The organism is Bradyrhizobium sp. 482_C4_N1_8, assembly GCF_052075965.1.
Taxonomy (GTDB): Bacteria; Pseudomonadota; Alphaproteobacteria; order Rhizobiales; family Xanthobacteraceae; genus Bradyrhizobium; species Bradyrhizobium barranii.
This window is the reverse complement of sequence record NZ_CP197231.1, coordinates 3,287,033-3,312,906: the sequence shown is the minus strand read 5'-3', so window position 1 is coordinate 3,312,906 and position 25,874 is coordinate 3,287,033. Positions and strand designations below refer to the sequence as shown.

The 25,874-nt window shown below is 62.8% G+C and carries 29 protein-coding genes and 1 riboswitch; of the genes, 17 read left to right on the top strand and 12 right to left on the bottom strand.

Going from position 1 to position 25,874, the window contains the following annotated elements:
* Positions 1 to 213: 213 nt before the first annotated feature.
* Positions 214 to 302, top strand: a riboswitch (glycine riboswitch).
* A gap of 162 nt (positions 303 to 464) precedes the next feature.
* The 3 genes from gcvT (at position 465) to gcvP (ending at position 5,040) form a co-directional block, all read left to right on the top strand.
* Entirely contained in the window at positions 465 to 1,613 is a 1,149-nt protein-coding gene (gene gcvT, locus AB7Z56_RS15390) for a glycine cleavage system aminomethyltransferase GcvT (RefSeq protein ID WP_085404281.1), read from the top strand.
* 10 nt (positions 1,614 to 1,623) lie between these two features.
* Positions 1,624 to 1,992 carry a glycine cleavage system protein GcvH gene (gene gcvH, locus AB7Z56_RS15385; RefSeq protein WP_085404280.1) on the top strand — a complete coding sequence of 123 codons (369 nt, stop codon included), beginning with the start codon at positions 1,624 to 1,626 and terminating at the stop codon, positions 1,990 to 1,992.
* 180 nt (positions 1,993 to 2,172) lie between these two features.
* Positions 2,173 to 5,040: an aminomethyl-transferring glycine dehydrogenase gene (gene gcvP, locus AB7Z56_RS15380; protein WP_167768121.1), complete on the top strand. Its 2,868-nt coding sequence runs from the start codon at positions 2,173 to 2,175 to the stop codon at positions 5,038 to 5,040.
* 208 nt (positions 5,041 to 5,248) lie between these two features.
* On the opposite strand, the gene AB7Z56_RS15375 is transcribed toward gcvP, so the two are convergent.
* From AB7Z56_RS15375 to AB7Z56_RS15365, 3 genes are all read right to left on the bottom strand, one after another.
* Positions 5,249 to 6,187: a hypothetical protein gene (locus AB7Z56_RS15375; protein ID WP_283017008.1), complete on the bottom strand. Its 939-nt coding sequence runs from the start codon at positions 6,185 to 6,187 to the stop codon at positions 5,249 to 5,251.
* Between the two features lie 94 nt (positions 6,188 to 6,281).
* The gene (gene recA / locus AB7Z56_RS15370; protein WP_085404279.1) at positions 6,282 to 7,370 is read right to left on the bottom strand and encodes a recombinase RecA; all 1,089 of its coding nucleotides are present in this window, start codon (positions 7,368 to 7,370) and stop codon (positions 6,282 to 6,284) included.
* Positions 7,371 to 8,001: 631 nt separating this feature from the next.
* Positions 8,002 to 8,175, bottom strand: coding sequence for a hypothetical protein (locus AB7Z56_RS15365; protein WP_166091088.1), 174 nt, complete (start codon positions 8,173 to 8,175; stop codon positions 8,002 to 8,004).
* A 292-nt stretch (positions 8,176 to 8,467) separates the two neighbouring features.
* On the opposite strand from AB7Z56_RS15365, the gene AB7Z56_RS15360 reads away from it, so the two are divergent.
* From AB7Z56_RS15360 to AB7Z56_RS15330, 7 genes are all read left to right on the top strand, one after another.
* Positions 8,468 to 8,665 (top strand): hypothetical protein, encoded by a 198-nt coding sequence (locus AB7Z56_RS15360; protein WP_063982347.1) that lies wholly within the window; start codon positions 8,468 to 8,470, stop codon positions 8,663 to 8,665.
* 1,653 nt (positions 8,666 to 10,318) lie between these two features.
* The gene (locus tag AB7Z56_RS15355) at positions 10,319 to 10,561 is read left to right on the top strand and encodes a DUF6894 family protein (protein WP_085404277.1); all 243 of its coding nucleotides are present in this window, start codon (positions 10,319 to 10,321) and stop codon (positions 10,559 to 10,561) included.
* 545 nt (positions 10,562 to 11,106) lie between these two features.
* Positions 11,107 to 11,313, top strand: coding sequence for a hypothetical protein (locus AB7Z56_RS15350; RefSeq protein ID WP_354124537.1), 207 nt, complete (start codon positions 11,107 to 11,109; stop codon positions 11,311 to 11,313).
* An 867-nt stretch (positions 11,314 to 12,180) separates the two neighbouring features.
* Positions 12,181 to 13,194 (top strand): glycosyltransferase family 2 protein, encoded by a 1,014-nt coding sequence (locus AB7Z56_RS15345; protein ID WP_354124538.1) that lies wholly within the window; start codon positions 12,181 to 12,183, stop codon positions 13,192 to 13,194.
* Positions 13,195 to 14,382: 1,188 nt separating this feature from the next.
* Positions 14,383 to 14,619 carry a DUF6894 family protein gene (locus tag AB7Z56_RS15340; protein ID WP_063986255.1) on the top strand — a complete coding sequence of 79 codons (237 nt, stop codon included), beginning with the start codon at positions 14,383 to 14,385 and terminating at the stop codon, positions 14,617 to 14,619.
* A gap of 246 nt (positions 14,620 to 14,865) precedes the next feature.
* Positions 14,866 to 15,057, top strand: a complete 192-nt coding sequence (locus AB7Z56_RS15335; RefSeq protein ID WP_085404274.1) for a hypothetical protein — start codon at positions 14,866 to 14,868, stop codon at positions 15,055 to 15,057.
* 248 nt (positions 15,058 to 15,305) lie between these two features.
* A complete protein-coding gene (locus AB7Z56_RS15330) occupies positions 15,306 to 15,473 on the top strand; it encodes a hypothetical protein (protein WP_354095825.1) in 168 nt (55 codons plus the stop codon).
* Positions 15,474 to 16,327: 854 nt separating this feature from the next.
* On the opposite strand, the gene AB7Z56_RS15325 is transcribed toward AB7Z56_RS15330, so the two are convergent.
* Together AB7Z56_RS15325 and AB7Z56_RS15320 are read right to left on the bottom strand one after the other, a co-directional pair.
* The gene (locus AB7Z56_RS15325) at positions 16,328 to 16,567 is read right to left on the bottom strand and encodes a DUF2798 domain-containing protein (protein WP_354095824.1); all 240 of its coding nucleotides are present in this window, start codon (positions 16,565 to 16,567) and stop codon (positions 16,328 to 16,330) included.
* Positions 16,568 to 16,660: 93 nt separating this feature from the next.
* A complete protein-coding gene (locus AB7Z56_RS15320) occupies positions 16,661 to 16,912 on the bottom strand; it encodes a hypothetical protein (RefSeq protein WP_148312138.1) in 252 nt (83 codons plus the stop codon).
* A gap of 444 nt (positions 16,913 to 17,356) precedes the next feature.
* Between AB7Z56_RS15320 and AB7Z56_RS15315 the strand changes: the two genes are divergently transcribed.
* Together AB7Z56_RS15315 and AB7Z56_RS15310 are read left to right on the top strand one after the other, a co-directional pair.
* Positions 17,357 to 17,545, top strand: a complete 189-nt coding sequence (locus AB7Z56_RS15315) for a hypothetical protein (RefSeq protein ID WP_354076211.1) — start codon at positions 17,357 to 17,359, stop codon at positions 17,543 to 17,545.
* 147 nt (positions 17,546 to 17,692) lie between these two features.
* Complete coding sequence (locus tag AB7Z56_RS15310; RefSeq protein WP_028152656.1) at positions 17,693 to 17,932, top strand: DUF6894 family protein; 240 nt, start codon at positions 17,693 to 17,695, stop codon at positions 17,930 to 17,932.
* Positions 17,933 to 17,935: 3 nt separating this feature from the next.
* Here the strand turns inward: AB7Z56_RS15310 and AB7Z56_RS15305 are convergent, their stop codons facing one another.
* Both AB7Z56_RS15305 and AB7Z56_RS15300 read right to left on the bottom strand, forming a co-directional pair.
* Positions 17,936 to 18,190 carry a hypothetical protein gene (locus tag AB7Z56_RS15305; protein ID WP_283017011.1) on the bottom strand — a complete coding sequence of 85 codons (255 nt, stop codon included), beginning with the start codon at positions 18,188 to 18,190 and terminating at the stop codon, positions 17,936 to 17,938.
* A gap of 103 nt (positions 18,191 to 18,293) precedes the next feature.
* Complete coding sequence (locus AB7Z56_RS15300; RefSeq protein WP_081369444.1) at positions 18,294 to 18,590, bottom strand: hypothetical protein; 297 nt, start codon at positions 18,588 to 18,590, stop codon at positions 18,294 to 18,296.
* A gap of 363 nt (positions 18,591 to 18,953) precedes the next feature.
* On the opposite strand from AB7Z56_RS15300, the gene AB7Z56_RS15295 reads away from it, so the two are divergent.
* Positions 18,954 to 19,418, top strand: a complete 465-nt coding sequence (locus AB7Z56_RS15295) for a PaaI family thioesterase (RefSeq protein ID WP_354076208.1) — start codon at positions 18,954 to 18,956, stop codon at positions 19,416 to 19,418.
* A gap of 123 nt (positions 19,419 to 19,541) precedes the next feature.
* Here the strand turns inward: AB7Z56_RS15295 and AB7Z56_RS15290 are convergent, their stop codons facing one another.
* Positions 19,542 to 19,835, bottom strand: coding sequence for an HdeA family protein (locus AB7Z56_RS15290; RefSeq protein WP_014494092.1), 294 nt, complete (start codon positions 19,833 to 19,835; stop codon positions 19,542 to 19,544).
* A 178-nt stretch (positions 19,836 to 20,013) separates the two neighbouring features.
* Between AB7Z56_RS15290 and AB7Z56_RS15285 the strand changes: the two genes are divergently transcribed.
* Entirely contained in the window at positions 20,014 to 20,262 is a 249-nt protein-coding gene (locus AB7Z56_RS15285) for a PilZ domain-containing protein (protein WP_225005279.1), read from the top strand.
* A gap of 46 nt (positions 20,263 to 20,308) precedes the next feature.
* On the opposite strand, the gene AB7Z56_RS15280 is transcribed toward AB7Z56_RS15285, so the two are convergent.
* Together AB7Z56_RS15280 and AB7Z56_RS15275 are read right to left on the bottom strand one after the other, a co-directional pair.
* On the bottom strand, positions 20,309 to 22,357 hold the full coding sequence (locus tag AB7Z56_RS15280) for a pyrroloquinoline quinone-dependent dehydrogenase (protein ID WP_354076204.1): 2,049 nt from the start codon (positions 22,355 to 22,357) through the stop codon (positions 20,309 to 20,311).
* The gene (locus tag AB7Z56_RS15275) at positions 22,358 to 22,582 is read right to left on the bottom strand and encodes a hypothetical protein (protein ID WP_354076202.1); all 225 of its coding nucleotides are present in this window, start codon (positions 22,580 to 22,582) and stop codon (positions 22,358 to 22,360) included. It abuts the gene before it with no gap.
* Positions 22,583 to 22,733: 151 nt separating this feature from the next.
* On the opposite strand from AB7Z56_RS15275, the gene AB7Z56_RS15270 reads away from it, so the two are divergent.
* Both AB7Z56_RS15270 and AB7Z56_RS15265 read left to right on the top strand, forming a co-directional pair.
* Positions 22,734 to 23,138, top strand: a complete 405-nt coding sequence (locus AB7Z56_RS15270) for a hypothetical protein (protein ID WP_354076200.1) — start codon at positions 22,734 to 22,736, stop codon at positions 23,136 to 23,138.
* 114 nt (positions 23,139 to 23,252) lie between these two features.
* On the top strand, positions 23,253 to 23,582 hold the full coding sequence (locus AB7Z56_RS15265; RefSeq protein ID WP_354124540.1) for a hypothetical protein: 330 nt from the start codon (positions 23,253 to 23,255) through the stop codon (positions 23,580 to 23,582).
* Between the two features lie 59 nt (positions 23,583 to 23,641).
* Here the strand turns inward: AB7Z56_RS15265 and AB7Z56_RS15260 are convergent, their stop codons facing one another.
* On the bottom strand, positions 23,642 to 24,109 hold the full coding sequence (locus AB7Z56_RS15260; protein ID WP_354095822.1) for a DUF6691 family protein: 468 nt from the start codon (positions 24,107 to 24,109) through the stop codon (positions 23,642 to 23,644).
* Positions 24,110 to 24,114: 5 nt separating this feature from the next.
* Complete coding sequence (locus AB7Z56_RS15255; RefSeq protein ID WP_354076194.1) at positions 24,115 to 24,543, bottom strand: YeeE/YedE family protein; 429 nt, start codon at positions 24,541 to 24,543, stop codon at positions 24,115 to 24,117.
* A 157-nt stretch (positions 24,544 to 24,700) separates the two neighbouring features.
* Here AB7Z56_RS15255 and AB7Z56_RS15250 point away from each other — a divergent pair, with 157 nt between their 5' ends.
* A complete protein-coding gene (locus tag AB7Z56_RS15250; RefSeq protein WP_354124541.1) occupies positions 24,701 to 25,870 on the top strand; it encodes a GNAT family N-acetyltransferase in 1,170 nt (389 codons plus the stop codon).
* The last annotated feature ends 4 nt before the right edge of the window (positions 25,871 to 25,874 follow it).

The window sequence follows — 25,874 nt, the reverse complement described above, 5'->3', positions numbered from 1 at the left end:
TTGGACCCGCGATACGCCATCCAAACCGGGCATTTGGGCTGATATCTGCGGGTCAAAGCGCTTTTAGACAAGGCCAGCTGCGCTGTCCAGAAACTGTGCAAGGAGATCAGTGAGTTGCCGCAGGCGCGCAATCCCGTTTGCAATCCCGTTGAAAGCCGCCAGGTGCGCGTTGACAGGCTTGGCCGGCCTGTGGTCTGTACCCATCTGTATCGTACGGCCACGTCGGGAGAGACCGGCTTTGGTGCCGGCGCCGAAGGAGCAACCGCCCCGGAAACTCTCAGGCAAAAGGACCGCGTGGCTTTGACGACATCTGGAAAGAGGCGCCGACGGGCAAATACCTTTTCATAAGGGTTGGCCCGGACTGCGTCCGCCGACGGGATAATACTCTCAGGCACAGCGACAGATGGGGCTTCGACTGGTGTCCATCGGGGAATCGTCCCCGGGGAACCGCCGAGGGCCCCGTAATGCTTGCGCGCCACGACCAAGATTCCCTCAAACGTACGCCCCTTCACGGGCTTCATGTCTCCCTCGGCGGCAAGATGGTGCCGTTCGCGGGCTATGACATGCCCGTTCAGTACCCCGCGGGCGTCCTGAAAGAGCACCTCCATACCCGTTCCTCCGCCGGCCTGTTCGACGTCTCCCATATGGGCCAGCTCGCGCTCCGGCCGAAGTCGGGCAAGGTCGAGGACGCCGCCCGCGCGCTGGAACGGCTGGTGCCGCAGGATATCGTGGCGATCGCCCCGGGACGGCAGCGCTATGCCCAGTTCACCAATCCGGACGGCGGCATTCTCGACGATCTGATGGTCGCCAATTTCGGCGATCACCTGTTCCTGGTCGTCAACGCCGCCTGCAAGGAAGCGGACGAGGCGCATCTGCGCGCGCATCTCTCGGACGACTGCATCATCGATTCGCTTCAAGACCGCGCCCTGATCGCGCTGCAGGGCCCGAAGGCGGAAGCGGTGCTGGCGAAATTGTGTGCAGAGGCGCCCGCCATGAAGTTCATGGATGCCGGCCCGCACAAGGTCGCCGGCCTCGACTGCTTCGTCTCGCGCTCCGGCTACACCGGCGAGGACGGGTTCGAGATTTCGGTCCCCGCGGCCGATGCCGAGCGCCTCGCCAAAACGCTGCTGGACAATCCCGATGTGATGCCGATCGGCTTAGGGGCCCGCGACAGCCTGCGGCTGGAAGCCGGGCTCTGCCTCTACGGCCACGACATCGACACCGCCACCACGCCGGTCGAGGCCGCGCTGGAATGGTCGGTGCAGAAGAGTCGCCGCAGCGGCGGCGCGCGCACCGGCGGCTTTCCCGGCACTGATGCGATCCTCGCTCATTTCGATAACGGCGCAAGCCGCCGCCGCGTCGGCCTGCGTACGGAAGGCCGCGCGCCGGTGCGCGAGGGCGCGCTGCTGTTTGCGGATGACGCCGGCGGCGAGCCGATCGGAAAGGTCACCTCGGGCGGCTTCGGCCCGAGCCTGAATGCGCCGGTCGCGATGGGCTACGTGCCCACGGCATCGAGCGCGCTCGATACAAAACTGTTCGCCGAGGTGCGCGGCCAGCGGCTGCCGCTCACGGTCGCCGCCATGCCTTTCGTGAAAAACACCTACAAACGCTGAGGACAAGACAATGACCACGACGCTGTACACCTCCGACCACGAATGGCTGGCCATCGACGGCGACGTCGCCACCGTCGGCATCACCGACTACGCGCAGTCCCAGCTCGGCGACGTCGTGTTCGTCGAGCTGCCCAAAGCCGGCCGTGCGCTGAAGAAGGCCGAAGCCGCCGCCGTCGTGGAGTCGGTGAAGGCCGCCTCCGACGTCTACGCGCCTGTTACGGGCGAAGTGCTCGAGACCAACGACGCGCTCGCCGCCGAGCCGGCGCTGGTGAACTCGGACGCGCAAGGCAAGGCGTGGTTCTTCAAGATCAGAATTGCCGACAAGAGCGAGCTCGGCGGCCTCATGGATGAGGCCGCCTACAAGGCACATACGGCGTGAGATGAAGCGAACTCTGACCTCATATTCGGTGTCATCACCCGCCTTGTGCGCACTGCGCACTGGGGCGGGTGATCCAGTACGCCGCGGCTTCTCGGCTCAAGCCGTGACGCCTGCGTTTACTGGATGCCCCGCCTTCGCGGGGCATGACGGCGACAGCGAAATCTAAAGCGAGGACCCATGATGACCGCGCACCGCAAATCCAATGGCGACACCGCCGCCACCTTCGTTCGCCGCCACATCGGCCCGTCGGCGCGCGACGTCACCGCAATGCTGGAGGCCGTCGGCGCCAAGAGCGTGGACGCCCTGATGGCGGAGACGCTGCCGGCCTCGATCCGGCAGACCGCCCCGCTCGACCTCGGCAAGCCCTTGAGCGAGACCGAGGCGATCGCGCACATGGCCGAGCTCGCGCGAGAGAACCAGGTCTTCACCTCGCTGATCGGCCAGGGCTATTCCGGCACGGTTTTGCCCGCGGTGATCCAGCGCAACATTTTGGAGAACCCGGCCTGGTACACGGCCTACACGCCCTACCAGCCCGAGATCAGCCAGGGCCGGCTGGAGGCGCTGCTCAACTTCCAGACCATGATCTGCGACCTCACCGGGCTCGACGTCGCCAACGCCTCGCTGCTCGACGAGGCGACCGCCGCGGCCGAAGCCATGGCGCTCGCCGAGCGCCACTCGCGGGTCGAAGCAAAAGCCTTCTTCGTCGACAAGGACGTGCATCCGCAGACGCTGGCGGTGATGCGCACCCGCGCCGAGCCGCTGGGCTGGACCCTGATCGTCGGTGATCCCCTCGCCGATCTCGACAAGGCCGACGTGGTCGGCGCGCTGCTGCAATATCCGGGCTCCTCGGGCGCCGTGCGCGACCTCAGGCCCGCGATCGCGACGTTGAAGGCCAAGGGCGCGCTCGCGATCGTTGCCGCCGATCTCTTGGCACTGACGCTGCTCGCCTCGCCCGGCGAGTTGGGCGCCGACATCGCGATCGGCTCGGCGCAGCGCTTCGGTGTGCCGATGGGTTATGGCGGGCCGCACGCGGCCTATATGGCGGTGCGCGATGCACTGAAGCGCTCGCTGCCCGGCCGCATCGTCGGCCTCTCCGTGGACTCGCGCGGGATGCCGGCCTATCGCCTCGCGCTGCAGACCCGCGAGCAGCACATCCGCCGCGAGAAGGCGACCTCCAACATCTGCACCGCGCAGGTGCTGCTCGCCGTGATCGCCTCGATGTACGCGGTCTATCACGGCCCCGAGGGTCTCTCGCAGATCGCGCGCAACGTGCATCGCCGCGCCGCCGTGCTCGCAGCGGGCTTGCGCAAGCTCGGCTTTGCGCCGCAGTCGGATAGCTTCTTCGACACGCTCAGCGTGGACGCCGGTGCCAAGCGCGCCGAGATCGTCGCGCGCGCGGCTGCCGAGAAGATCAACCTGAGCGTCGGTGAGACGGCGTTGCGCATCGCGCTCGACGAGACCACAACGCCGGCAACCGTCGAAGCGGTCTGGCGCGCATTCGGCGGCACGCTCACCTATGCCGAGATCGACGCCACCACGCGCGAGGCGCTGCCGGAGTCGCTCAAGCGCACCACCGCCTTCCTCACCCATCCCGTGTTCCACGCGCATCGCTCGGAAACCGAGATGCTGCGCTACATGCGCAAGCTCAGCGATCGCGACCTCGCGCTCGACCGCGCCATGATCCCGCTCGGCTCCTGCACGATGAAGCTGAACGCGACGACCGAGATGATGCCGCTGACCTGGCCGGAGTTCGGGTCCCTGCATCCGTTCGCGCCGCGCGAGCAGGCCAAGGGCTATCACGCGCTGTTCGCGCGGCTGGAAAAATGGCTGTGCGATATCACCGGCTATGACGCGATCTCGCTGCAGCCGAATTCCGGCGCACAGGGCGAATATGCCGGGCTGCTCGCGATCCGCGGCTATCATGCCGCGCGCGGCGAGACGCACCGAAAAATCTGCCTGATCCCCTCCTCCGCCCACGGCACCAACCCGGCCTCGGCCGCGATGGTCGGCATGGACGTGGTGGTGGTCGCTTGCGAGAAGAACGGCGACGTCGACGTCAATGATCTCCGCGCCAAGGCCGAAAAGCACTCGAAAGATCTCGCCGCGGTGATGATCACCTATCCCTCGACGCATGGCGTGTTCGAGGAGCACATCCGCGAGATCTGCGACATCGTCCACGACCATGGCGGCCAGGTGTATCTGGACGGCGCCAACCTCAACGCGCAGGTCGGCCTGTCCCGGCCCGGCGATTACGGCGCCGACGTCAGCCATCTCAACCTGCACAAGACCTTCTGCATCCCGCATGGCGGCGGCGGCCCCGGCATGGGCCCGATCGGCGTGAAGGCGCATCTCGCGCCGTTCCTGCCCGGTCATCCGGCGACGCAAGCCGAAGCACCGGTCGGCCCGGTCTCGGCCGCGCCGTTCGGCTCGGCGTCGATCCTCACCATCTCCTACATCTACATTCTGATGATGGGCGGCGACGGCTTGAAGCGCGCCACCGAGATCGCGATCCTCAACGCCAACTACATTGCCGCGCGCCTCGATGCGCACTTCCCGGTGCTCTACAAGAACGCGAAGGGCCGCGTCGCACATGAGTGCATCGTCGATCCCCGTCCGCTGAAGACGACGAGCGGCGTCACCGTCGACGACATCGCAAAACGCCTGATCGACTACGGCTTCCATGCCCCGACCATGAGTTTTCCGGTGCCGGGCACGCTGATGATCGAGCCGACCGAGTCGGAATCCAAGGCTGAGCTGGATCGCTTCTGCGACGCCATGATCGCGATCCGGAAAGAAATCGCCGAGGTCGAGGCCGGCCGCTTCAAGATCGAGGCCTCGCCTTTGCGTCACGCCCCGCACACCGTGCACGACATCGCGGACGACGATTGGAATCGCGCCTACACCCGCGCCGAAGGCTGCTTCCCCGACGGCGTCTCGCGCACCGACAAATACTGGTGCCCGGTCGGCCGCGTCGACAACGTCTACGGCGACCGCAACCTGGTGTGCTCGTGCCCGCCGGTCAGCGACTACGCGGAAGCGGCGGAGTAAGGGATCGTAGCTTCGTAGGGTGGGCAAAGCGACTTGTCCGCCGTAGCTCGAAGAGCGAAGGCGGAAGCGTGCCCACCACCTTTGTGCGCGTTGGAATAGGATGGGCACGGCGCTTGCTCGCCTTTGCCCACCCTACGGCCCCGAACGCATATCTAGGGTGCAACGAGCGAATGGTTCTGTCGGTTCCACCGCCAAAGCCGTTCGTTGGTCAGAAGCGTACCACCCCACCAGCGCCGAATCGGGTTTTGACGGCGAAATCCTCCCGGCCTTCAAGGACCGCTTCCCCAAATTCGGTGAGCGATAGCCGGCTTCGGCGAAAGGCGGCGTTGCGGCCTCGCGCATCGTGCGGGGCCAGCGTCGCGAGTTTCGGATCGAGACCCGTGATCACCGGCATTGGGCCGGACCCAAGCCCTTCGAGCAGCGGGCCCAATTCCCATTGATCGAACACGCGCGTTTGCAGCGGACCGTCTGGTTGAAACAGCTCCTTGGTACGGTTGTGCCCCCGCGCAATCAGGTCGAGAAGCCGCGCTTCCGTCGTACCTAGTCCGGTGATTGGTGATGGCAATTCTGCCAGCAATTGTTCCATCGCAGGCTTCAGGAAGGGCAGCCTGGGGAAATCCCTGCCGAGCAATCCGAAACAGAGCTCCGGCGTTGGCGCCCGGTAGGCTTCCCAGGCCATGTTGGCGATCTCGAAGTCGCAGTCCGCGACCTCCAATTCCCGCACCATACGATCGCGAAGCTCTGTGCCGTCCGCTCCGCGCAGATCGAAATTGACACGTCGCAATCTCAGACGATCGGTGATCGATGGATGGGACCGCAAATAATCGAGGATCCAGATCAGTTGCAACTGACTATTGGGCTCAGGGTCGAACCACAGCTCGATGAGATCGACGCCATAGGTCTCGCAAAACCAAATCAGGCCTGTCTCTTTGTGCGCGAGACCGGTCTGAGGCAACCGGCCAACAAGATCGGACCAACGCACCTCCGGATCGCCTCTGACATAGCCTCCCGTCAGGTATTGCTCGAGGTGATGCGAGGTAGGCAGTGGCCCCGAAACGAAGCGAAAGATGAACGGCACGACCATGTCGGCGCGATCCGCATGGGCAAGACCGACGCCGGACGAACTGGTCAGGATCACGCGTTTCATCGCGAACGCCCCACAAAACGAAACGGGCACTGACGACGTCGGCAACTCAACGTCCTCAGCGCCCGCTCCTCGCGAAAGTTCTTCGCGTTAGGCCTTACTCGTCCGCCGGCTCCTCGCCGTCGGCGTCACGCTCCGGTGCACCGGCGAGAATCTGCTCGGCGATCAGGCCGGAGTTCTGGCGGATCGAGGTCTCGATCTTGGCGGTGATGTCGGGGTTGGCTTTCAAAAACGCTTTCGAGTTCTCGCGGCCCTGGCCGAGGCGCTGGCTGTCATAGGAGAACCAGGCGCCGGACTTTTCGACGATGCCGGCCTTGACGCCGAGATCGAGGATCTCGCCCATCTTGGAGACGCCCTCGCCGTACATGATGTCGAATTCGACCTGCTTGAAGGGCGGCGCCAGCTTGTTCTTCACCACCTTGACGCGCGTCGTGTTGCCAACCACTTCGTCCCGCTCCTTGATCGCGCCGATGCGGCGGATGTCGAGACGGACGGAGGCATAGAATTTCAGCGCGTTGCCGCCGGTCGTGGTTTCCGGCGAGCCGTACATCACACCGATCTTCATGCGGATCTGGTTGATGAAGATCACCATGGTGTTGGATTTGTTGATGGAGGCCGTCAGCTTGCGCAGCGCCTGGCTCATCAGACGGGCCTGGAGACCCGGCAGCGCGTCGCCCATCTCGCCCTCGAGCTCGGCCTTCGGCACCAGAGCCGCGACCGAATCGACCACCAGCACGTCTACCGCACCCGAGCGCACCAGCGTGTCGCAGATTTCCAGCGCCTGCTCGCCCGTGTCCGGCTGCGAAATCAGGAGCTCGTCGATGTTGACGCCCAGCTTGCGCGCATAGACCGGGTCGAGCGCGTGCTCGGCGTCGATGAAGGCGCAGATTCCGCCCTTCTTCTGCGCTTCCGCCACCGTGTGCAGCGCCAGCGTGGTCTTGCCCGAGGATTCCGGCCCGTAGATTTCCACGACGCGCCCCTTCGGCAGACCACCGATCCCGAGCGCAATGTCGAGCCCGAGGGAACCCGAGGACACCGCCTCGACATCCATCGACCGGTCGTTCTTGCCGAGCTTCATCACCGAGCCCTTGCCGAACTGGCGCTCGATCTGGGAGAGCGCGGCGGCCAGAGCTTTACTCTTGTCCATGGAAGATCCTTCGACGATACGCAGGGCAGTGTTGGACATTGGGTCGTGCTCCTTATGGCGAGGATTCGCTAGAGGGACAAACGATTGGCGGGGCGGGCCGGCGATAAAAGTAATGTACCCTATTTGTTCCAAGTTCGCAATATGTTCTTTCGCGGATTTTGGTACTGGCCTGTTTCCGGCGACATTGGCCTGGTTTGAAATGACACGTGGCCTGTTTTGTTCTGGGCCAACCATAAGGTGTATTCACGGGCGGAACACGCCGTCATATATTACCGAAATTTCCCGGTTCTGGCACAATCTGCATAGACGCTCGTTCCGATTGAGCGCAGGGTTCCCTCTCAATCGGGGGGTGACACCATGACCGAGCGACTTATTCAGACAGGTATTGTCACCGTAGGCACCGTGAACGCTGGCCTAATCGTCTGGCTGATCCTGATGATTTGAGGCCGCCTCAGTTGGCGGCCTCTTTTCCATCCAGCTTCTCATCGATGTAGGCCCGCGCTCCCTTTGAGGCCGCTCTAGTGGGAGCCATTCCTGCGAAGCGATCTCCTTGCCCGATCCTGGGATAAACAATCCATTCCCATTTTTCTTCGGTGAGTGGCCGGCCATAAAGCCGCCGTCCGGTGCGGTCCTATAGTGGCCCTACTTCGCATCTGCGAGTGGCCGGCATCTAACCGGCGGGTTTTTCTTTGTCCTCGTGCGGCTGCTCGCCACGGTTTTCGGCAGTCTGCTCCGGATCCCCGGGCTTCTTCCCGGCCATGTTCCCAGGATTGAAATGGTACTTGCCGTCCGGATTCTCGCCGGGCTGCTTCTCATTTGGATTTTTATTGTTGTCGTCGGCCATAAGGCTGTTCCTTTAGAGGGAGGAACAACATGCAACAGGGCGGGCAATCCCTTAGTTCCTACCAGTGGCCTACTTTGCAATCCCGAGTGGCCTATTTCGGCAGTACCCGGATGCTGGCCTGGTTTCCGAGCGCGGTGGCCTAGTTTGATTTTCGCGGTGGCCCGATTTGGATTTGAAGAACGGACCGCAAACGAATGTGTTCCGCTAAGCGAACATGAGGTGTAGAGTTCCGTAGAACTTCTGTGTCCCTTGAAAGTTTTAAGCAGAGCGAACTTTGTGACAGGAGGAAGTCATGAAGCGCTTCCGATTCAAACCGGATAGAGTGCTTGGAGAGCGGCTCATCAAGGAAGCCAGACTAGCGCGAGAAAAGGCAGAACAATTGCAGGCGGCCCCAGAGCAAGAGGCTCTTTTGAAGAAGGCCCACGAATCCGATGTCGCCGCCCGCATTGAGGAATGGTTGAAATCATCCGGCTTGCAGCCGCCGAAGTAAGCCCGTCGCGTTGACTCCGCTGGTTCTCGAAACAGCGGGCCAGCGGGCCATGCAAGATCATCTGGTTCAACTTGAGAAGCTGCGGAAGGACGCGGCGGAGTGCGCTCTCATCCGCGACCGACGCCGCTAAGCGCGAACTATTCGACCGCCTCGCAAGTCATCTCACAGTCCTGGCCGACCAAGTTGAAATGGCGATGCTCGAACGGAAGACCGGTTAAGGCCGCCTCAGTTGGCGGCTTCTTTGCCAGCTTCCCGGCGAAGCTTTCGCAAAAGGATTTCGATGTAGCCTTCCAAGTCAGCCACGCTGTCAGCCGACAATCCCTCCGGGAAAAACGCGCAAGCTCGCCATTCATAGAACCACGGAAAAGAAGTGCCCTAATCCGCCTCTGCGCGTGTGAAACGATCTCGTCTCCTGCCCGTATCTATTGGCCTGGGGGATTTCAATGCCCAGTTCGACGCAGCGCCGCCACGCATCCATTTGAGCTTGGTCGCGTTGTGCCGTTGAACCTTCTCGTCATCCATTCGGACTGATCAATATCCGGGATTTTGCTAATCCCTCTCGGGGCTGGAACGCCGCCGCCTGCGCTTCATTTCAAGCGGGCGGCGTTTTCATTTCATTTGTGGCCTGATCTCCACTGAGCGGCGCCGACAGTTTCACACGACTGTCATGGCACGTTCCTAGCATTGTCATGCGACGGGGGTCCGGCGCGCGGCTCTCCGTCCAACCTCGGCCTAGACCACCAGATGGGCGGAGAGCTCGCCGACCTCCTGAACCATGGCGGCACGCCCGGGTTGGTTCGGCATGTATCGCATCCGGTATTTTTGCACCTTCCTCGCCGTGACCGGAATCGGCTTCGTATTTCCGGTCACGCAAACCCGCTTTGTAGGCGGATGAAGCAAGGCCGCCTCAGTAGGCGGCCTGACGGGAACGACTCTCGAACCAAGGGATTGAGATTCCGGTCTGTGGCGCGACACTCTCGCGCCATCCACCCGGAACGGTCCATCGTACAATGCGCGCGTTGGCGATGGGCCGGGTCTCGTGAGGCCGCCTCGGTTGGCGGCCTCTTTCGTTTCGTGAAGTCTTCCTTCCGCCAAGGAAGCCCCTCCGTACCGACTGGTTGATCCCGATAGATCATCTTGAAGATGCTGGCCGCCGGATCCATGCCGCGCCCGTTCTTTCTGCTTTGGCGACACGCCCAGCTCAATAACATGGCGCTTAGTTGCGGCGGAGCGTGCTGTCCGCATTTGAGCCGTTGTGTCCCAAGTTGAATTCGTCAGTGTCCTAATTCGTAAAAGTTCCGAATGGCGGGACAAATTGAGGACTCGCTAATCCCCTGATCCGAGCGCACACTTTCACCATCACCGCCCGGATCGTGGCTACCATCGGTGACGAGAACGCTCCATCACAGCGCTCCCGCCCCCTCGAACAGGGAGCAGCGCCTTGCAAAGACGGCAACGCATCAGACAATCCGTATCTCTTCAGGACAGGCTGCGGGTCTTCGCTGACGATATCCGCACCCGGGCGGCAGAGCTTTCGCCAGGCGTTCTGAAGGATGATATGCTGAGGAAAGCCCGTCAGGCTGACACTGCATGTCACCTCGAAGAGTGGGTCAATTCCTCGGGTTTGCAGGCACCGAAGTAAGCTGAGCATCAATGGCTCAGTATTTTTTCGACCTCAGGTCGGATGGCATCTTCTCGCAGGACAAAGATGGCGTCGAACTGCTGGACGCCGAGGCGGCACACGATATGGCGCTCGGCGCACTTGTCGATGCCGCCCGCGATGCGGTCATGGAAGGTTCGACGGGCCAGCATTTCGCGGTGGAAGTTCGTAACAGAACTGGCCGTGTTCTCGAAGTCACGGCCATTTTCAATTCCAGGATTTTCAGCAAGCAATGATAACGCCGCCTCAGTGGCGGCCTCTTTCACTTGAAGACGTCGTCTTCGCAATCAGCCGAAAGCTCGCGTCAAAGGCCGGTAATCTGGCTAGACAGGCGAATAGTCCTTCGGCAATCCCGTAACAAGTACTGCCCCCACGACGTTCTTTCTTCGAGACAATACTGATTCTCAGAAGTTCGCGGTAGGTGGTGGCCCGATCCCCGCTGCGGCGTCCCGCAACGTGACATAAAACCTTGGCACAGGTTGTGCACACTCATCATCACCGGGGTTTTGCATCCACCTCTCCGGGGCTGGAAAGCCGCCGCCCGCGCGACATTTAAGCGGGCGGCGTTTTTATTGATGTCGCAATCTGACAGCCCCGCTGTCCTAATTAGGACAGCACCCGGATTTGGTGCTGGCTTGTTTCCGAGCGCGGTGGCCTAGTTTGAAATTCACCGTGGCTTGATTTGAAAAGTTCACTTTGGAACTGAAGGTGGCCCGTCTGCATATTAAGTTCGCTGGAACTCAAACCCTGCGGTTAGGACCCGTAAAGACGAGGTTGTGTCATGAAGCAGCGCCGTCGTTTCACGCAAACCGTGTCACTGGAAGAACGACTTGCCGAAGAAGCGAAACGCCTCCGCGAACAAGCCAAAACCCTGCCTCACGGTGCTCAACGAGAGGACCGCCTTCGCAAAGCCAGACAGGCTGAGACCGGCTCGCACATGAGCGAGTGGCTGAGATCGCCGGGGCTTCAACCGCCCAAGCCAGCCTAGAAGCAGACGCGCCTGAGGTATCGCGTTGCCGGCACAGATCCGGATTCTGTCCCGGCGTGGTCATTCGCGTTGGCGGCATCAACGCTTGAGGATGAAGGTTTTCCCAATTCCTGCGGCTGGCCCGATGAACCTTGGCACGGGACGTGCCGACAAAACGATATCGGGATTTTACAATTTCCCTCCCGGGGCTGGAAAGCCGCCGTCCGCGCTTCATTTAAGCGGACGGCGTTCTTGCTTCTGAAGCCCAACAAGCAACCTGTCCTGACTTGATGTTCCGAGTGTCCCAATTGGGACAGCACCCGGGTTTGGGCGTGGTCTGTTTCCGACCTCACTGTCCGATTTTGAAACGAGCCGTGGCCGGATTTGAAGTCGTTCAATTGTCGCGAGGTGAGACAGCACGTCGCGGCAGGACGCAGTCACCCTCCACCTGTCACCGAGCGGCCCTTGACAATCTACCGGTGATTGAAAACGCCATCACGCTCGCGCCTCGCTTCCCTCTTGGAAAGAAGCAACGCGGCAGAGCTTCGCGAAATCCTCCAAGAGCTCCGCAAGAAACTGAACCAACGCCGCCTCGATTGGCCGCCCCCGTCTTGATCCGTCACCGCGTTGGCGCGGCTGCTGCGGCGACAGAAACCGAGGGGAACCAGAACACTCTTTCACCAAGGCGGACAAGCGGCCGCTTCGAAACGTCGCGGCCTGCGGGAACAAAGTTCATGCGAATGGACGATGACCGCATCGAGATCGTCTCCCTAGCATTCACGCGCCTCGTTCGCTCGGTTCGATTCAAGATGCTCTGCGAACAGGCTCAAACCGAAGAAGGGTCTGCCACTTCCAGCCACGACCGCTTCGATCAACGAGGTACGATGAATGGATCAATTGTACGCCGAGCGGTTCGATAGCTCCCAGAGTTCGGAACACCGCCCATTCATTTCGGTGGCAATACCCACCTTCCGCCGACCGGAGATGGTGAGCCGCGCGATTGAAAGCGTGCTGCAGCAGGAGCACGCCGACTGGGAAATGGTGATCAGCGACGACGAAGGTCCGGAAGGCGCGACTTGGAGCATCCTGTCCGAGCACGCGCGGAGCGACCCGCGCATTCGCGTTATCGAGAACCACCGCGGCCGCGGCCAGGTTGAGAATACCAACAACGCGATGCGCGCATGTCGCGGCGACTGGATCAAAGTGCTGCACGACGACGACTGGCTCACGCCAGGATCGCTTGCGACTTTTGCGGAATTGGCGAGGACGTACCCCGCCGCTGCGTTCATGACCTCCACATCTCATCTCGTTCAGGACAGCGGCATAAGGTACCGGCGAGGACGCCAAGTTTATCTGTATTCGGGCCAGCAGTGCCTGGCGGATCTCTATCTGGCGGGCAAGACCCGATTGCTTGGGATTGTCCCGTCGACCCTGCTGATCAACGGCAAGGTCATCCGGGCCGGTTGCCTGATGCGAAACTACAAGTCGATCAGTTGGGGCGTGGACCAACTGTTCTTTCTCGATCTCGCCTGCCAGGGCGACATGGTGGCGATCGACGACGGTCTTGTGTTCTACGACACGACCAACCACGCGAGCATCACGGCATTGGGATCGTTCCCTCAGATCGACCAGGAGACCATCGAACTCAAGCACCTCGCCTGGAGCCTTCTGGAGGATAAGCGCGGACTTCCCGATCCTGAAACGATGGTGCGTGCATTGCGGGTTGCCCGGCTGCGCACACGGATCCGTCAGCAGCCCCTGAGCGCAACGATCCGCGATGCGCTTCAAATCTTGCGCCCCTCGGTTTTGAAGGCGGCCAACCTGGCGATCCGAGCCTGGGCGCGCGCACCGGGTGCGATTGCAACCTTACCGGGGATCGCTCATTGCACGGATTTCCTGTGAGCTCATTCGGCAGTCCCGGTGTCAGAGTTGCCACAGGTGCGTTTGAGACACCGAGATAGGTGACCGAAAATCAGTCCCTCCCAAAGCCGCTCCCGTCTCCCCATCCGGAGCGCACCGAGGAAGCCGGACGGGAGTATGCCGCGGCCCATCGGTCGCGGGAATTTTTGGCAATGCGGCGGACTTGACTGCCGCGCGCCCGCATAGACATCGGGCGCAGCTGTTTCGATGATCGCCAGGCCCTTGCGCTCTCGGTCGGACATCATCCAACCGATGCCCCCCATCCGAATGAAAAAATCTGCCCTGCGAGGGTGCCGGTCAGGCAATACGCACGTCTCCGTGGTCTGCCAATCCAAGACGATAAGGAAACCGTACCGGCCCTCGATATGCATTTGCGCATGCGAATGCGGGGCAGGAAAATTTGGCAATTATGTGCTGAAACGAACAGAGGCGCGGTGAGGGTCGACTAAACTCGGATTCGCTTGGTCTTTGCCAAGGGCCAAGCATCCCCAAGCGGCCCCGGCCTTCACCCCTATCAAGCCCCACCGGCCGGGGCCGTCTTCAGGGACGAGCCTGTTTCCTGGCGTGGTGGCCTTTGATTTCGGGAGTGACGCGATTTGTGGCGCAGAACACAACCTGACGACGAATAGCTGTGGTAGGATGCGAGGCATTGCAACGCCAAGGGTCGTCAGCGCCCCGCGTGGGAACCGTATTAGGGTTGAGCTGTTGACCTGTTTCATAGATGGGCTCAATTATGATCGACGCTGCTAAATGCGAGGAACTCGCAAATCATTACAAGGTCCTCTCTCAATCGTCCGGGGTTTCGGCGGACAGGGCCTTCCTGTTGAAGAACATCGCCCGGAGCCTCACTGGCGTGGCTAGCCAATTGGACAGGCTTGCCGCCCTGACGAGAGACGAAGCAAGGGTCACGCCGCCACAGATGTAGGCGGACGCAAGGCGGATCGAGACCGTCCGTAAAGACAGCTATGATTGACCTGGTTCAACGGCGCTCGGCGTCCAGGTCTACGATTGCCCAACCTGCAAGCGGCGGTCCTGGCATTCTCGCCGGCCAACGGGACGCCAACCACGCCCGGGGATTGGGACAGTACCCGGATTCCAGCCGCCGAAATAATTAGGAACGGTCCTCCCAAGGCGGGGTTGGCGGCGATACTCTCTCTGAGAGGCGGCGCCATGGTCCGGTACTTTTTCGATATCCGAGACGACACCGGCCTCTATGCCGACGATGAGGGACTGGAGTTTCGAACCCAGCGCGAAGCAGAGATCGAGGCGACGCAGACATTGAGCGGCCTTGCGCGCGACCTGGCGGGACACGAGGATCGAACAGACGTTGCGATCGAAGTCCGCACCGACGCCGGGCGGGTGTTCCAAGCCGCCCTCATCTTCGAGCCGCCGACAACGAAGCAATAGGCCACCACGGCTCGCCACATTGGGCGTGCACGTCGCGACGGACCGAGGCCGCCTGATCGGTCCATTCCGCGGAGCGCTCGCCCCGCCTCATCTGCGATCTACCTCACTTTGCCCCATCTCGGTCCGCCGCGAGGACGGCGGTTCGTCGTCATGCCTCCGATCGAACTTGAATTGAAAGCTACATTGTGTAACGCTAATATAAGTAGCGTTACTCTGCGTACCGTTCGAACAACCTCAGGAGGCACGATGAAGGCAATCCTCAAGATCGCTCTGGCGCTGTCTGTCCTCGCCGGCTCGGTGCCGGCGCAAGCCCAGATATCGAATGCCGCGACAGCATCGGGCGCCCCGAAGGTCGGCGCAAAGGTGACGAGGAAGTCTCAGTTGCACGACGGCTGCCACAGCCGGCACGCCCAGATGATTGGCAAGCCCTGCCGCTAGAAGCCCTGCCGCTAGCGGGCAAGCGATTCAAAGATCAAGTGATTCAAAGATGATGAGAGGCCGCCTCGGTTGGCGGCCTTTTTTGATTTTTGCCGATCCTCCGCATTCGTCACCCTTCGACTGAAGATGACGCGCATCAAAGACGCAGCCGACGCGCGCCGTCATAATTCCGCAATCCTGCGGCATCGAACCTTTTTGCGGTGTCCGGCTTTCTTCGGGATGCGATCGCAACGATGGGGACCAGGAACATGACGGAAGACGCGCACCCCAATGCTGTCAGGCGCACTCACCTCCTGGCGGCGGCGCACGAGGAGATGGTGAAGTTCGAGCGGAAGGAAAACGAGTTTCGCAAGAGGGACCGCGAAGAGCGCGCCGCCGAACTCCGCCTTCCCCTGGGTGAGATCAAGGTCCACTGAGCCTGCCGACGGGCTTCCGATCTGACCAAGGCTGCGCCGCGATGGGCGGCTAGCCGTCGTACCGGCCGTCGGGAATGCACGTCGCAGAATTGGGCCGGCCAGAGCCAGGGTGCGCCCCGGAGCCGTTGCGCAGCATTTAAGGTATCCAAATACCACAGCTAAGTCATTGATCGCACAACGAAATCGCCCGACCCCCTACTGTGCATGGGGTTGTTTTCCATGTTTTGAAAGGGCGCGGCGGCGTCCTGGGTGCCCACCCAGGATCGAAGCGCCTGCTTTAGCCCGGTCCGGCCTTGGCTTGCCGTCCGCCGGTACGCCTTACAGCAGCGCCAGCAGCACGAGGCCGATCACCAGCACGACGAAGCCAGCCGCCGTCGCGGCGGCGAATGACCGCTCTACGTTATCCATGATGCCACCCCGCTGCCGGCGCACCACGTTTCCCCCATGGCGTCGCCGACGATGCGAAATCTCGCCGAGGGGTGTGGCTCCAGTGGTGCGATCGGGTGGCCAAATTGGGACGCGTGCGGGGCCAGTCTGCGGCCTCCCGACGCGGATTTCGGTGCCGCCGTCAGGCACCCGTAAGCCTGGTCTCCTAGTCTGGCTGTGCCCGGTGGACCAACACCGGGCCTCCATACACAGTCGAGGACCCCGCTCTGCCCCGAGCGGGGTTTTCTGTTTGCGGGCGCGGAGGCGCGGCAGGTTGAAAGCCGATCTGCCGGCCCTGTCAGGCTGTCGTAAGCTCAACCGGCTAGGGTCGTGGGGCTACGGTGTTGCAGCCCAGCACCTCAGCCTCCAATAACCTTTCACCCGCTTGGCTCTCCCCAAGCGGGTTTTTTTCATGCTTGCCGGCCGCCTCACCGAGCCCTCTCCTCTCGCGTCAGCCGCAGCGAGAAGGCGCGGATCGTAGGCGCAGCGAGCAGCACGATCGGCAGCATCGCGGCCCACGCGATCAGCCACGACACCATCCAGTGCGCGAGGAAGACCGTCGCGCCAGAAGCGGGAAAGCTGGCGATGCCCGCCGCGATCAGCGAGGTCAGGCCGGACTGGATGACACCGAAGACGAAATGAGAGTAGCGGCGGGGAATGCCGAGCATGACGCGCCCATGTTGTTTGCCGTCATGAGGCCAAGCAAGGCATATGCCGCAGCACGCATGGAGTGGACTTCGACGTACACCGCCGGCGCTGGATCAGTGCCGCGAATCGGACAGCGGCGCGCGCCGCCTCGCTTCAGTGCAATCGGGCCGCGACGATAGTCCTTCGAAACGCCAGAACGTGACGACGCTGGTCTCGCCGCACTCTTCGCAGACGAGCTTCTCGTCACCGAGCATGAAACGCGCGCGCTTGAAGCTCGATGAGGACGCGGGATGCCGGCAATGGGGACAGGTCAGCGAGAAATTCCGTGCACCCCAGCGCAGCACAAGATGTCTCAGCCAGCTCACACCTTCCCCTTCGTGACATCGCGTTCGAACCGTCGTTCACAAGCAGAGCATAGATACATGACACGCAAAAGTGGAAATGTATCGACCGCACCTGTTCGCTTCGAATGGCGGCAGCAACGCGCCGCTTTGGGTTCCACAAGATGCGGGATGGAATCCGGACCGCGCTTCGCAGCGATGTGTCAAATGCGCGGATCTCGCGTTCCGTGGTTCTCCGACCACGAACAGAGTTCCTCGGCGTGGCACGGCAAGACCGCGTGAATTGCCAGGCTTGCCCGGATTCCGTGCACGGTTTTCGGAACCTAATTTCGTTTGTTTCGGACCGCGCGCGGTTCCAAAGATTACCGTGAACTATCCAAGGCTTACCGCCAAATTTCGCTTGTCGCAGGAATAGGGCGACGCCCAACATGTTCACGGTGAATGGAGGGTGAATCGTGGAGATGACCCATGAATCACAGGGGCGTTGAGTTCACCATTGCCAAGACGGCGCTTCCCGGAGTCTGGCAGTGGCAGTTCCGCATCGGTGACGAGATCAGGACGGGCAAGACCGAGACGAAGATCAATCTGCTGGCGATCCGGCGCGTGCAGCTGCGCATCGATCGGGAGCTGAAGGCGATCGGGCGCAAGACCGCATGAATAAACCACCCGAGCCGGATGCCGGAGCCACGCGCGCCTGCGAGGTGACGTCCGTAGCGGCCCGGAATTGATCTGTCCCTGGTTTGGGACTGCACTGCGCGCGCCCATGGCCCGGGAGGCGGGACCATCATGTGACCGGTGCCAGCCATGCCGCTCTACTTCTTTCGAATTCGGAACGGCCGCTATTCCGGCTGCGCGGACCAGGCGACGGAATTTGCCGATCGCGATGCGGCCTGGAAGATGATGACCAGCATCTGCGCCGACATGGCCGCCGGCCTCGCGCGCAAGCTCAACGAAAACTCCGAATGGCACATGGAGCTGCTGGACGAGGCCAAGGAGCCCGTGTTCCGGATCCGCATCATCGCCGAATCCTTCGAGGAGACTTGACGTCTAGTCGGCGCTGGGCAGCCGCCGCATGGTGAATTCGATCTCGCCGCCCGGCAGTTCGCGCCAAGTCTCGACCGCGCTCATATAGCCGGCCTTGGGGTAGCGGGTGAAGAAAGCCTCCGCCCTCGCCCGCGCCGCCGGGCGCGGCAGAGTGAAAGTCTCACGCAAGAAGCCGTCGCCGCCGCGCTCGCCCGGCTTGCCGCCCATCTTGCGCCGGCGCGCCATCCGCTCGGCGAGATCCCGCGGACGATCGGCCATGCCGTTCCTCCTCAACGCAATACGCTCTCGGAGATGTAGGAAGCAGGCCGTCCGAAGAGGAGTCCCGGCCGGAGGCATCAGCCGCCTCCGATCGGGGACAAGGTCAATTGGCGGTCGTGCCGGACTTCTTCTTGGGCGCGCTGGTTGCGGCCGATGCCTTCGGCGCAGCCGCCTGCTTCGGCGGGTCGGAACGCATGTTGCCCCAGGGATCGTTGGACGCCTTGGAGTCCGGAATCTTCTTCAGCGTTTCCTTGTAGGCCTTGTCACGCTCGGCTTCCGCGGCCTTTTCCTCGGGGGTCTTGCCTGGACCTTCCTGCAGCAAATTGAGATTGGGCATTTGCGCGTAGGCCGGTCCCGCCAGCACGGCCAGCAGCACCGCCGCCATACGGAAAAGCTTCATCATTGACTCCTTGATCATCCATGAAGGGCGGGTCAACCGCGCCTTGTCGTTCTTGTCAACGGCCCGCCAGGGCCGAATGGCGCGCTAGAGCCGGTCCGATCTGCACGATTTCGGCGCCTGCAGCCAGTCGTCCCAAATCGGGCCGCATCTGGTGCACCCGTCCAGCGCGAGACCCAGCGCTATCAACCCAAACACAAGGACACACCGACGCAACATCGCCCACCCGTTCCCAAGCCCAGTATCATATCGGCCCAAGTCAGGCATTTTCAAGCCGACAGAGCCGACCGAAGACCGGGTGACTTTGCCGCGCCGATGCGCGCAGAATAGCCGAAACATCCAGCAACACAGGGGGGACCGACAGCAATGCCATCGCAGCCAGAAGCCGGGTTCGGCATCGCTGAGGCCAGACGCATACTCGGCGAGGTCTTTGCGCCCTGGGTCCAGGATCTCAACCTCGCCGTCGAGCGCCTCGAGCACCTGCCGCCATCGGACGTGGTGGATTGGCAGCCGGGCGCGCTCCTGCGCATGCCATTCTCGGAGCGGCTGTGCCGCAACGGCGGCGTGGTGTGCGGCCAGGCGCTGATGGCGCTTGCCGATACCGCGATGGTGATCGCGAACCTTGCCGCCAATCGCGGCTATCGTCCGATGACGACGGTCGACCAGACCACGCATTTCATGCGTGCGGTCTCCTCGTCGGACGTTCTGGCTGATGCCCGCGTGGTGCGGCTTGGACGCACCATGAGTTTTGGCCGCGTCACGCTGCTCTCGGCCACCGACAACAAACAGGTGGCGATGGTGTCGAGCGCGTTCGCGATGCTGCCGGGCTGAGCATCATCCAAAAAGAAGAGAGCCGCGTGAGCGCGCAAGGCGCTCCGCGGCTCTCCAATCAATTTCGCATCGAAGCGAGGGACTGAAGCGCGATTGCGTCCGCGCTTCGGTCAGCTTCAGGAATTACTTGCCGAGAATTTCGTCAGCCGCGGTGACGACGCTGACGGTCGGATTCTTTCCGCAATAGGCACCGAACTTCTTGGCGTTCTCGATGAACACCTCGGTGTCGATGATCGCGTTGTCCTCGTCGCCCTTGTACCAGCCGTCCATCCAGGTCAGCACGACCGCGATGTTGTCTTCGCCGCTCTCGAGGAACTGCTTGCAGGTCATGGTCGAGAGGTCCCACTTGACGGCGTGGGCGGGCATCGATGACAGCGAGAGCGCTGCGGCGAACAGAAGCGAAAGCGTAGTCTTCATCAATATCTCCATCGGCGCGTAACGCCACAAAGGAAGGGCTTGTGAGGAAAGTCGGCGGGAAGTGACTCACCGCTCCAACGTCGTAAACGAAGTCTGAAGCGCTGTGCAAGTAGCGCCAGTATTGAGTTTATTTCAACGTAATTTCTATGCACTACTTCACAATCATCGTTATGGATTAATGCCGATGATCGAGAAACGTGCAGCGCAGCGTTACCGCGTTTTCAAGGGTGGAACGATCACCTTTGAAAGCAGCGGCATCGCGTGCACGGTGCGAAACATGTCGGAAGGCGGCGCGGCGATCGAGCTCGATTCCCCCGTCATATTGCCGAAATCATTCACGCTCTCGATCGCGCGCGACAATTTCGTACGGAATTGCCACACCGTATGGCGCAATGATAGGCGCATCGGCCTCGCTTTCGTACGATAGCACGCACGATGTGAACGACCGTTCGCATCGCATACACAACGCAGCATCATGCTTGCTTTATACGACGTCGACGACGCCAGCGCAGGCTCGCGATGATCAGCAGGATGATCGCGAACACAATTGCTGACGACGACACCCAAAATCGTCCGCCCGGACGATCGATGGTGCGCGACCACAGCGACGGCCCTTCACCCGGCCGCGCCAAGCGAAATGCAACGACGCTGTCGCCGATCGAGGTGCCGACCTCGGAGTGGCCGCCCGCGCCGATCGCGACATATTGCTCGCCCTTCCAGAGATAGGTCATGGGGTTGGCGACGCCGGGCACCGGCAGCCGGCCTTGCCACAACTCCCGGCCGCTTCGCGCATCGAAGGCGCGCAGATAGGCATCCATCGCGCCGGTGAAGACGAGACCGCCTGCGGTGACCGCGAGCCCGTTGACGAGCGGCGCGCCCCACGGCAGCGGCACGCCGAGCGGCGCAAGGTCTTCCGTGGTGCCGACCGTCGAACGCCAAAGGATCTTGCCGGCCTTCAGATCGACTGCGACCATCTCGCCCCAAGGCGGCTTGTTGCAAAGAAGCCCGAGCGGCGACATCACCACCGCGCGCGACATCGCGAACGGCGCGCCCTTCTGCTGGCCGAAATCATGACCGGGAGGCGGATCGAATCCAGCCGCCTCCGCACGCGGGATCAGCTTGATGAGATGAACGGCGCGGGCGGTGTTGGCGTAGAGGATCTGGTTGACCGGGTCGAAGGCTGCGCTACCCCAGTTGACGCCGCCGCCGGTGAAGGGAAACTCCGCCGTGCCTTGCGTCGAGGGTGGGGTGAACAACCCCTCGTTACGTGCCTCCGCGAACTGCCTTTCGCAAGCGGAGCGACCCAGGCCAGGGAGGAGCGAGAGCGCATCCTCAGTCGAGATTCTTTGCGATGTCAGCGGCGGCACATGCGTCGGGAATGGCTGCGTCGGCGACAGTCGTTCACCTTCCGCGCCGCCTTGCGGCACCACGCGCTCTTCCACCGGCCACACCGGCTTGCCGGTATCGCGGTCGAGCACGAAGACAAATCCCTGCTTGGTCGGCTGAATCACGACATCGCGCTGGCCGTCTCCGGTGTCGATACGCGTCAGCGTCGGCTGCGACGCCAAGTCGTAATCCCAGACGTCGTGATGCACGGTCTGGAATGCCCACACGAGCTCGCCGGTCTCGATGCGCAGCGCGACCACCGAATTGGCGTGTTCGTTGTTGCCCGGCCGCTTGCCGCCCCAAAAGTCCGGCGACGGCGAGGATGTCGGCAGGAAAACCAGCCCGCGGGCCGCGTCGACCGACATCGGCGCCCAGACATTGGCGTGACCAGCTTCGACACCGTCGCGCTTGAGCGGCTCGAAGGTCCAGCGCGGCTGGCCGCTGCGCGCATCGAACGCGCGCACCACGCCGCTCGGCGCGTCGACGCGGCGGTTGTCGCCGATCGCGGAGCCGATCACGACGACACCGCGGCCGACCGCCGGCGGCGAGGTAATCTGGAATTCGCCGGGCCAGTCCAGCTTCATGCCGATATCCGGCCTGACCTCACCGCCAGTGCCGAAACCGGCGCACGGAATCCCGGTCTTTGCATCGAGCGCGATCAGGCGGACATCGTTCGTGCCCATGAAGATGCGCGATCGGCAGGCGGCATTCGCGGGCGCCTCATCGTCGATCCAATGGGTCACGCCGCGGCAGACATAGCGATTGGCGGGCCGCTGATTTGTCGCGATCTTTGGATCGAAGCGCCATTTCTGCGCGCCCGTGCCGGGATCGAGCGCGATCACCTCATTGAAGGGCGAGCAGAAGATCAGGCTGTCCTCGACGAACAACGGTGTCGCCTGGAATTTGGTTCGCCGCATCACCTCGGGCGGCCGCGCCGCGAGATCGCCGGTATGGAATTCGAAGGCCCGAACCAGATTGCCGACATTGTCGGGCGTGACCTCCCGCAAAGGCGAGAAGCGTGAGCCGCCGGGATCGCCACCCCAGCTCTCCCAGGCGATGCCTGGCCACGACGAAAACAGGAGGAGCACGATGGCGGCGGCCGACTGACACAGACGGCTCGCCAACGCCCCCCTCATTTATTTGGGCTTCTTGGCAGGTTCAGCCGGACGGGCTCCGCCCCACGGGTCGTACTTCTCCTTGGGCTCCGGAATGCGCTCGAGCGCGGCCTTGTAGGCCTTTTCGTCGACCTTGGGCTTATTGTCCGACTTCGCTTCGTTCGGCTGGCCTCTGCTGCGGCCCTGCGCATGCGCCGACGCAGCCGTTAGTGCGAGCACGGCGGCCGCGATGACCAAAATCCGCATTGATGCAATCCCCCTCGTCTGGGGCACAAATTAGCCTGCAATCCCGTAATAGCAAATGCCGGGGGGCCGGGATTTCAGCAAATCTTGATCGGCCGGGACTTTGCCGGATCGCATTCCTGCCTATCTGTTGGCCCGCAGGGGACCTTCACGGATGTTGCGGATTGTTGCTCATGCGGCGCTGCTGGCCAGCGCCCTCGCACTCGGTTCTTGCGGCTTCGCCGACAGCCGCGCGCCGGTGCCGGAGTTCATGCGCCTGAAGGAAACCGAGCAGCCGCCTCCCGAAGCGGCCCCTGACGTCAAGCGCGTGGTCCGCGAGCAGATCAACGTGGTCTTCCTCAACACGTCCTATCCGCGGGAGGTGCACGTCGCCCCGCCCCATCGGGAGGTGCGGGGACAGGGCTGGACCGCCTGCGTCAGCGCGCAGCTCACCTCCGCCACCGGCTCCACGCTCGGCACCCAGATTTACATCGTGACGATATCAGGCGGAAAGGTCGTCGATCGCCGCCGCGCGGAAGCGGACGACATCTGCGGGACGGAAACCTACGAGCCGATCTAGGAACAAATCACGCCGACACGCGCTCCGGTTCCGGGAAAAACCTGTAATTCGACCCGGAACGATCACCGCCTCCCCTTCTTGTTACCCCCGAGGGCAGTTTCGGAGGAGGACACGATGAGGACATTCACGATCGCACTACTGGCTAGCGTCGGCGCCCTCGCTGCGGCGAGCGGCGCGAAGGCCGCGGACATCTACACGACCAGCGAATACGCCAACCCTGAGCTCGTTCAGGAAGTCCGGCTTGTCTGCGATGACGCTGGCAATTGCTATCGCACCCGTGGCGGCTCGCGCGTGATCGTGCGCGACTCCTACAACGCCATGCCGCGCGATCGCTATTTCGAGCGCCGCACCTATCGCGACTGGGACGATGGTCCGCGCGGTGGCGTCGGCATTCGAGCGCCCGGCGTCAGCGTGGGCGTCGGTGTCGGCGGGGACCGCTGGTAGTCACTGAAGCTGTCACAGGGCAGGACCGGACGAGATCCACTCGCCCGGTCCTGTCCATATCAGGTTTCGAGCGGATCGGCCGGCGCGACGAAGCGCGTTGACGACGGGAGCTGTGCGATGAAGCGGGCGAGCACCATGCCGGCAAACATCGCGGCGACGAAGATGAAGGCGGACGCCGAGCCGAATCCGAGCGCGGTGAGCGCAGGGCCCGGGCAAAAGCCTGCGAGCCCCCATCCGATGCCGAAGATGGCAGGACCGGCGACAATTCTCGGATCGATGTCTTTTCGCGTCGGAAGGTAAAAGCGGTCCGCGAAAAACGGTCGCGCGAGTTTCAAGACACGGCTGAAGCCGATGAAGGTTACCGCGACAGCACCCGCCATCACGAAGGCGAGGCTCGCATCCCACGTTCCGGCGGGAATGCCGGCGACGTCCAAAAAGTTCAGCACCTTGGCCGGATTCGACATGCCGGAGACGATGAGCCCGATACCGAAGACGAGGCCGATCGCGAATTGAATGAGGATTGTCATCGTCGTCAGCCCCAGTGCCGCATCACGTAGACAGTGGCGATGCCCGCCGTCATGAAGGTGATGGTCGCGACCAGCGATCGCAGCGACAGCCGCGACAGGCCGCAGACGCCATGGCCGGACGTGCAGCCGCTGCCCCAGACCGCACCGAAGCCCGTGAGCAATCCGGCGACGATCAGCACCAGCGTTCCCGCCGCGATCGTTTGCACCGGCAGGCTTCCGCTGACAATGCGCACCAGGATGGGCGCGGCGACGAGGCCGGCGACGAAAGCGAGCCGGCCGGCGAACTCGCGGTCCTCGTAAGGCGGAAACAGCCGCGCCGCGATGCCGCTGACACCGGCGATCCGTCCCGTCGCCCACATCAGGAGCACGGCGGACAGGCCGATTAACGCGCCACCAAGGAGCGACGCCATCGGCGTGAAAGGTGTGGCGATCATTGTGATCCTCCAGGTCGAGAGCTTCCATCATGGCACGCCGCGGCGGCCCGAATGCTCAATGAGACGTTAATATTACCATTCGAATTGAAGCGGCGTCCCAATGGAATTTTCCAATCTTTGCGCTAAGCATGACCTTCTGAACGGGGAACGACGGGACGTGGTCGATATCGCGCATCAGGCAGCGATCAATCCGGCATCGGCAAGGGCTGCCGCGGCAACGCGCGCGCTCGTCCCCCTCACGTCCATCGATCCCAGCCAATGGCGCGCGCTCGCCCAGCGCGTGATCGAGCCGAACGGCTATTACCTGCCGGGCTGGGAGCTCGCCGTGAGCGAGACCGCACGCGGCCGCACCGACGCCTCGGCGCTGCCCGCCTACGACGGCGCGTCGGCGCGGCTGATCGGGCTGATGCCGGTGGTCTCGCTCTGGCGCGCCTGGAAGATCCCCCTGCCCGCGCTGGTGAGCGCGCATCCCTATGGCACCCTGTGCAGCCCGCTGATCGACCGCGACGCGCCGATCGCAGCGGCCGCGCGGCTGTTGCAGCAGGCGCGCGAGGCCGGAGCGCATGCACTCGTGCTGAACGACGTTGCGCTCGACGGCGCGGCGATGAGTTCGCTCAAGGACGTTCTCAATCGCGACGGCCTGAAGCCGCGTATCCTCTCCTCCTACATCCGCGCCAGCCTCGACGCGACGCAGGATGGTGAAACGCTGTTGCATGGCGCGCTCGGCGCCAAAAAACTCAAGGAGCTGCGTCGCCAGCGCCATCGCCTCGAAGAGCACGGGCCCGTCGCCTTCGAGGTCGCGCGCAAGCCCGACGAGATCGGGCCGGCACTCGAAACATTCCTGCAACTCGAGGCCAGTGGCTGGAAAGGCAAACGCGGCACCGCGCTGATCCAGCATGCGGGCGATGCGACCTTCATTCGCCGCGCGGTTCTTGCGCTGGCAGAGACCGCGCAGTGCGAGGTCATCACGCTGCGCGCCGGCACGACGCCGGTGGCAGCCGGCATCGTGCTACGCCACCAGGACCGCGCCTTCTTCTTCAAGCTCGGTATCGACGAACGCTTTGCGAGATATTCGCCAGGCGTGCAGCTCACGCTCGACCTCACGCGGCATCTCTGCGCCGATCCGGCTATCGCCAGCGCGGATTCCACGGCGAGCGCCGACCACCCCATGATCAACCCGATCTGGCGCGGACGCTTCGCCATCGGCGACGTGCTGATTCCGCTGCGGCGTCACGATCCGGTCGTCGCGCTCATTCACGCGGCGCTGGTTGGCCTCAACGTCGCGCACGACGGCGCGCGACGCGTGGTGCGTCTGCTCCGCAAATAAGCGA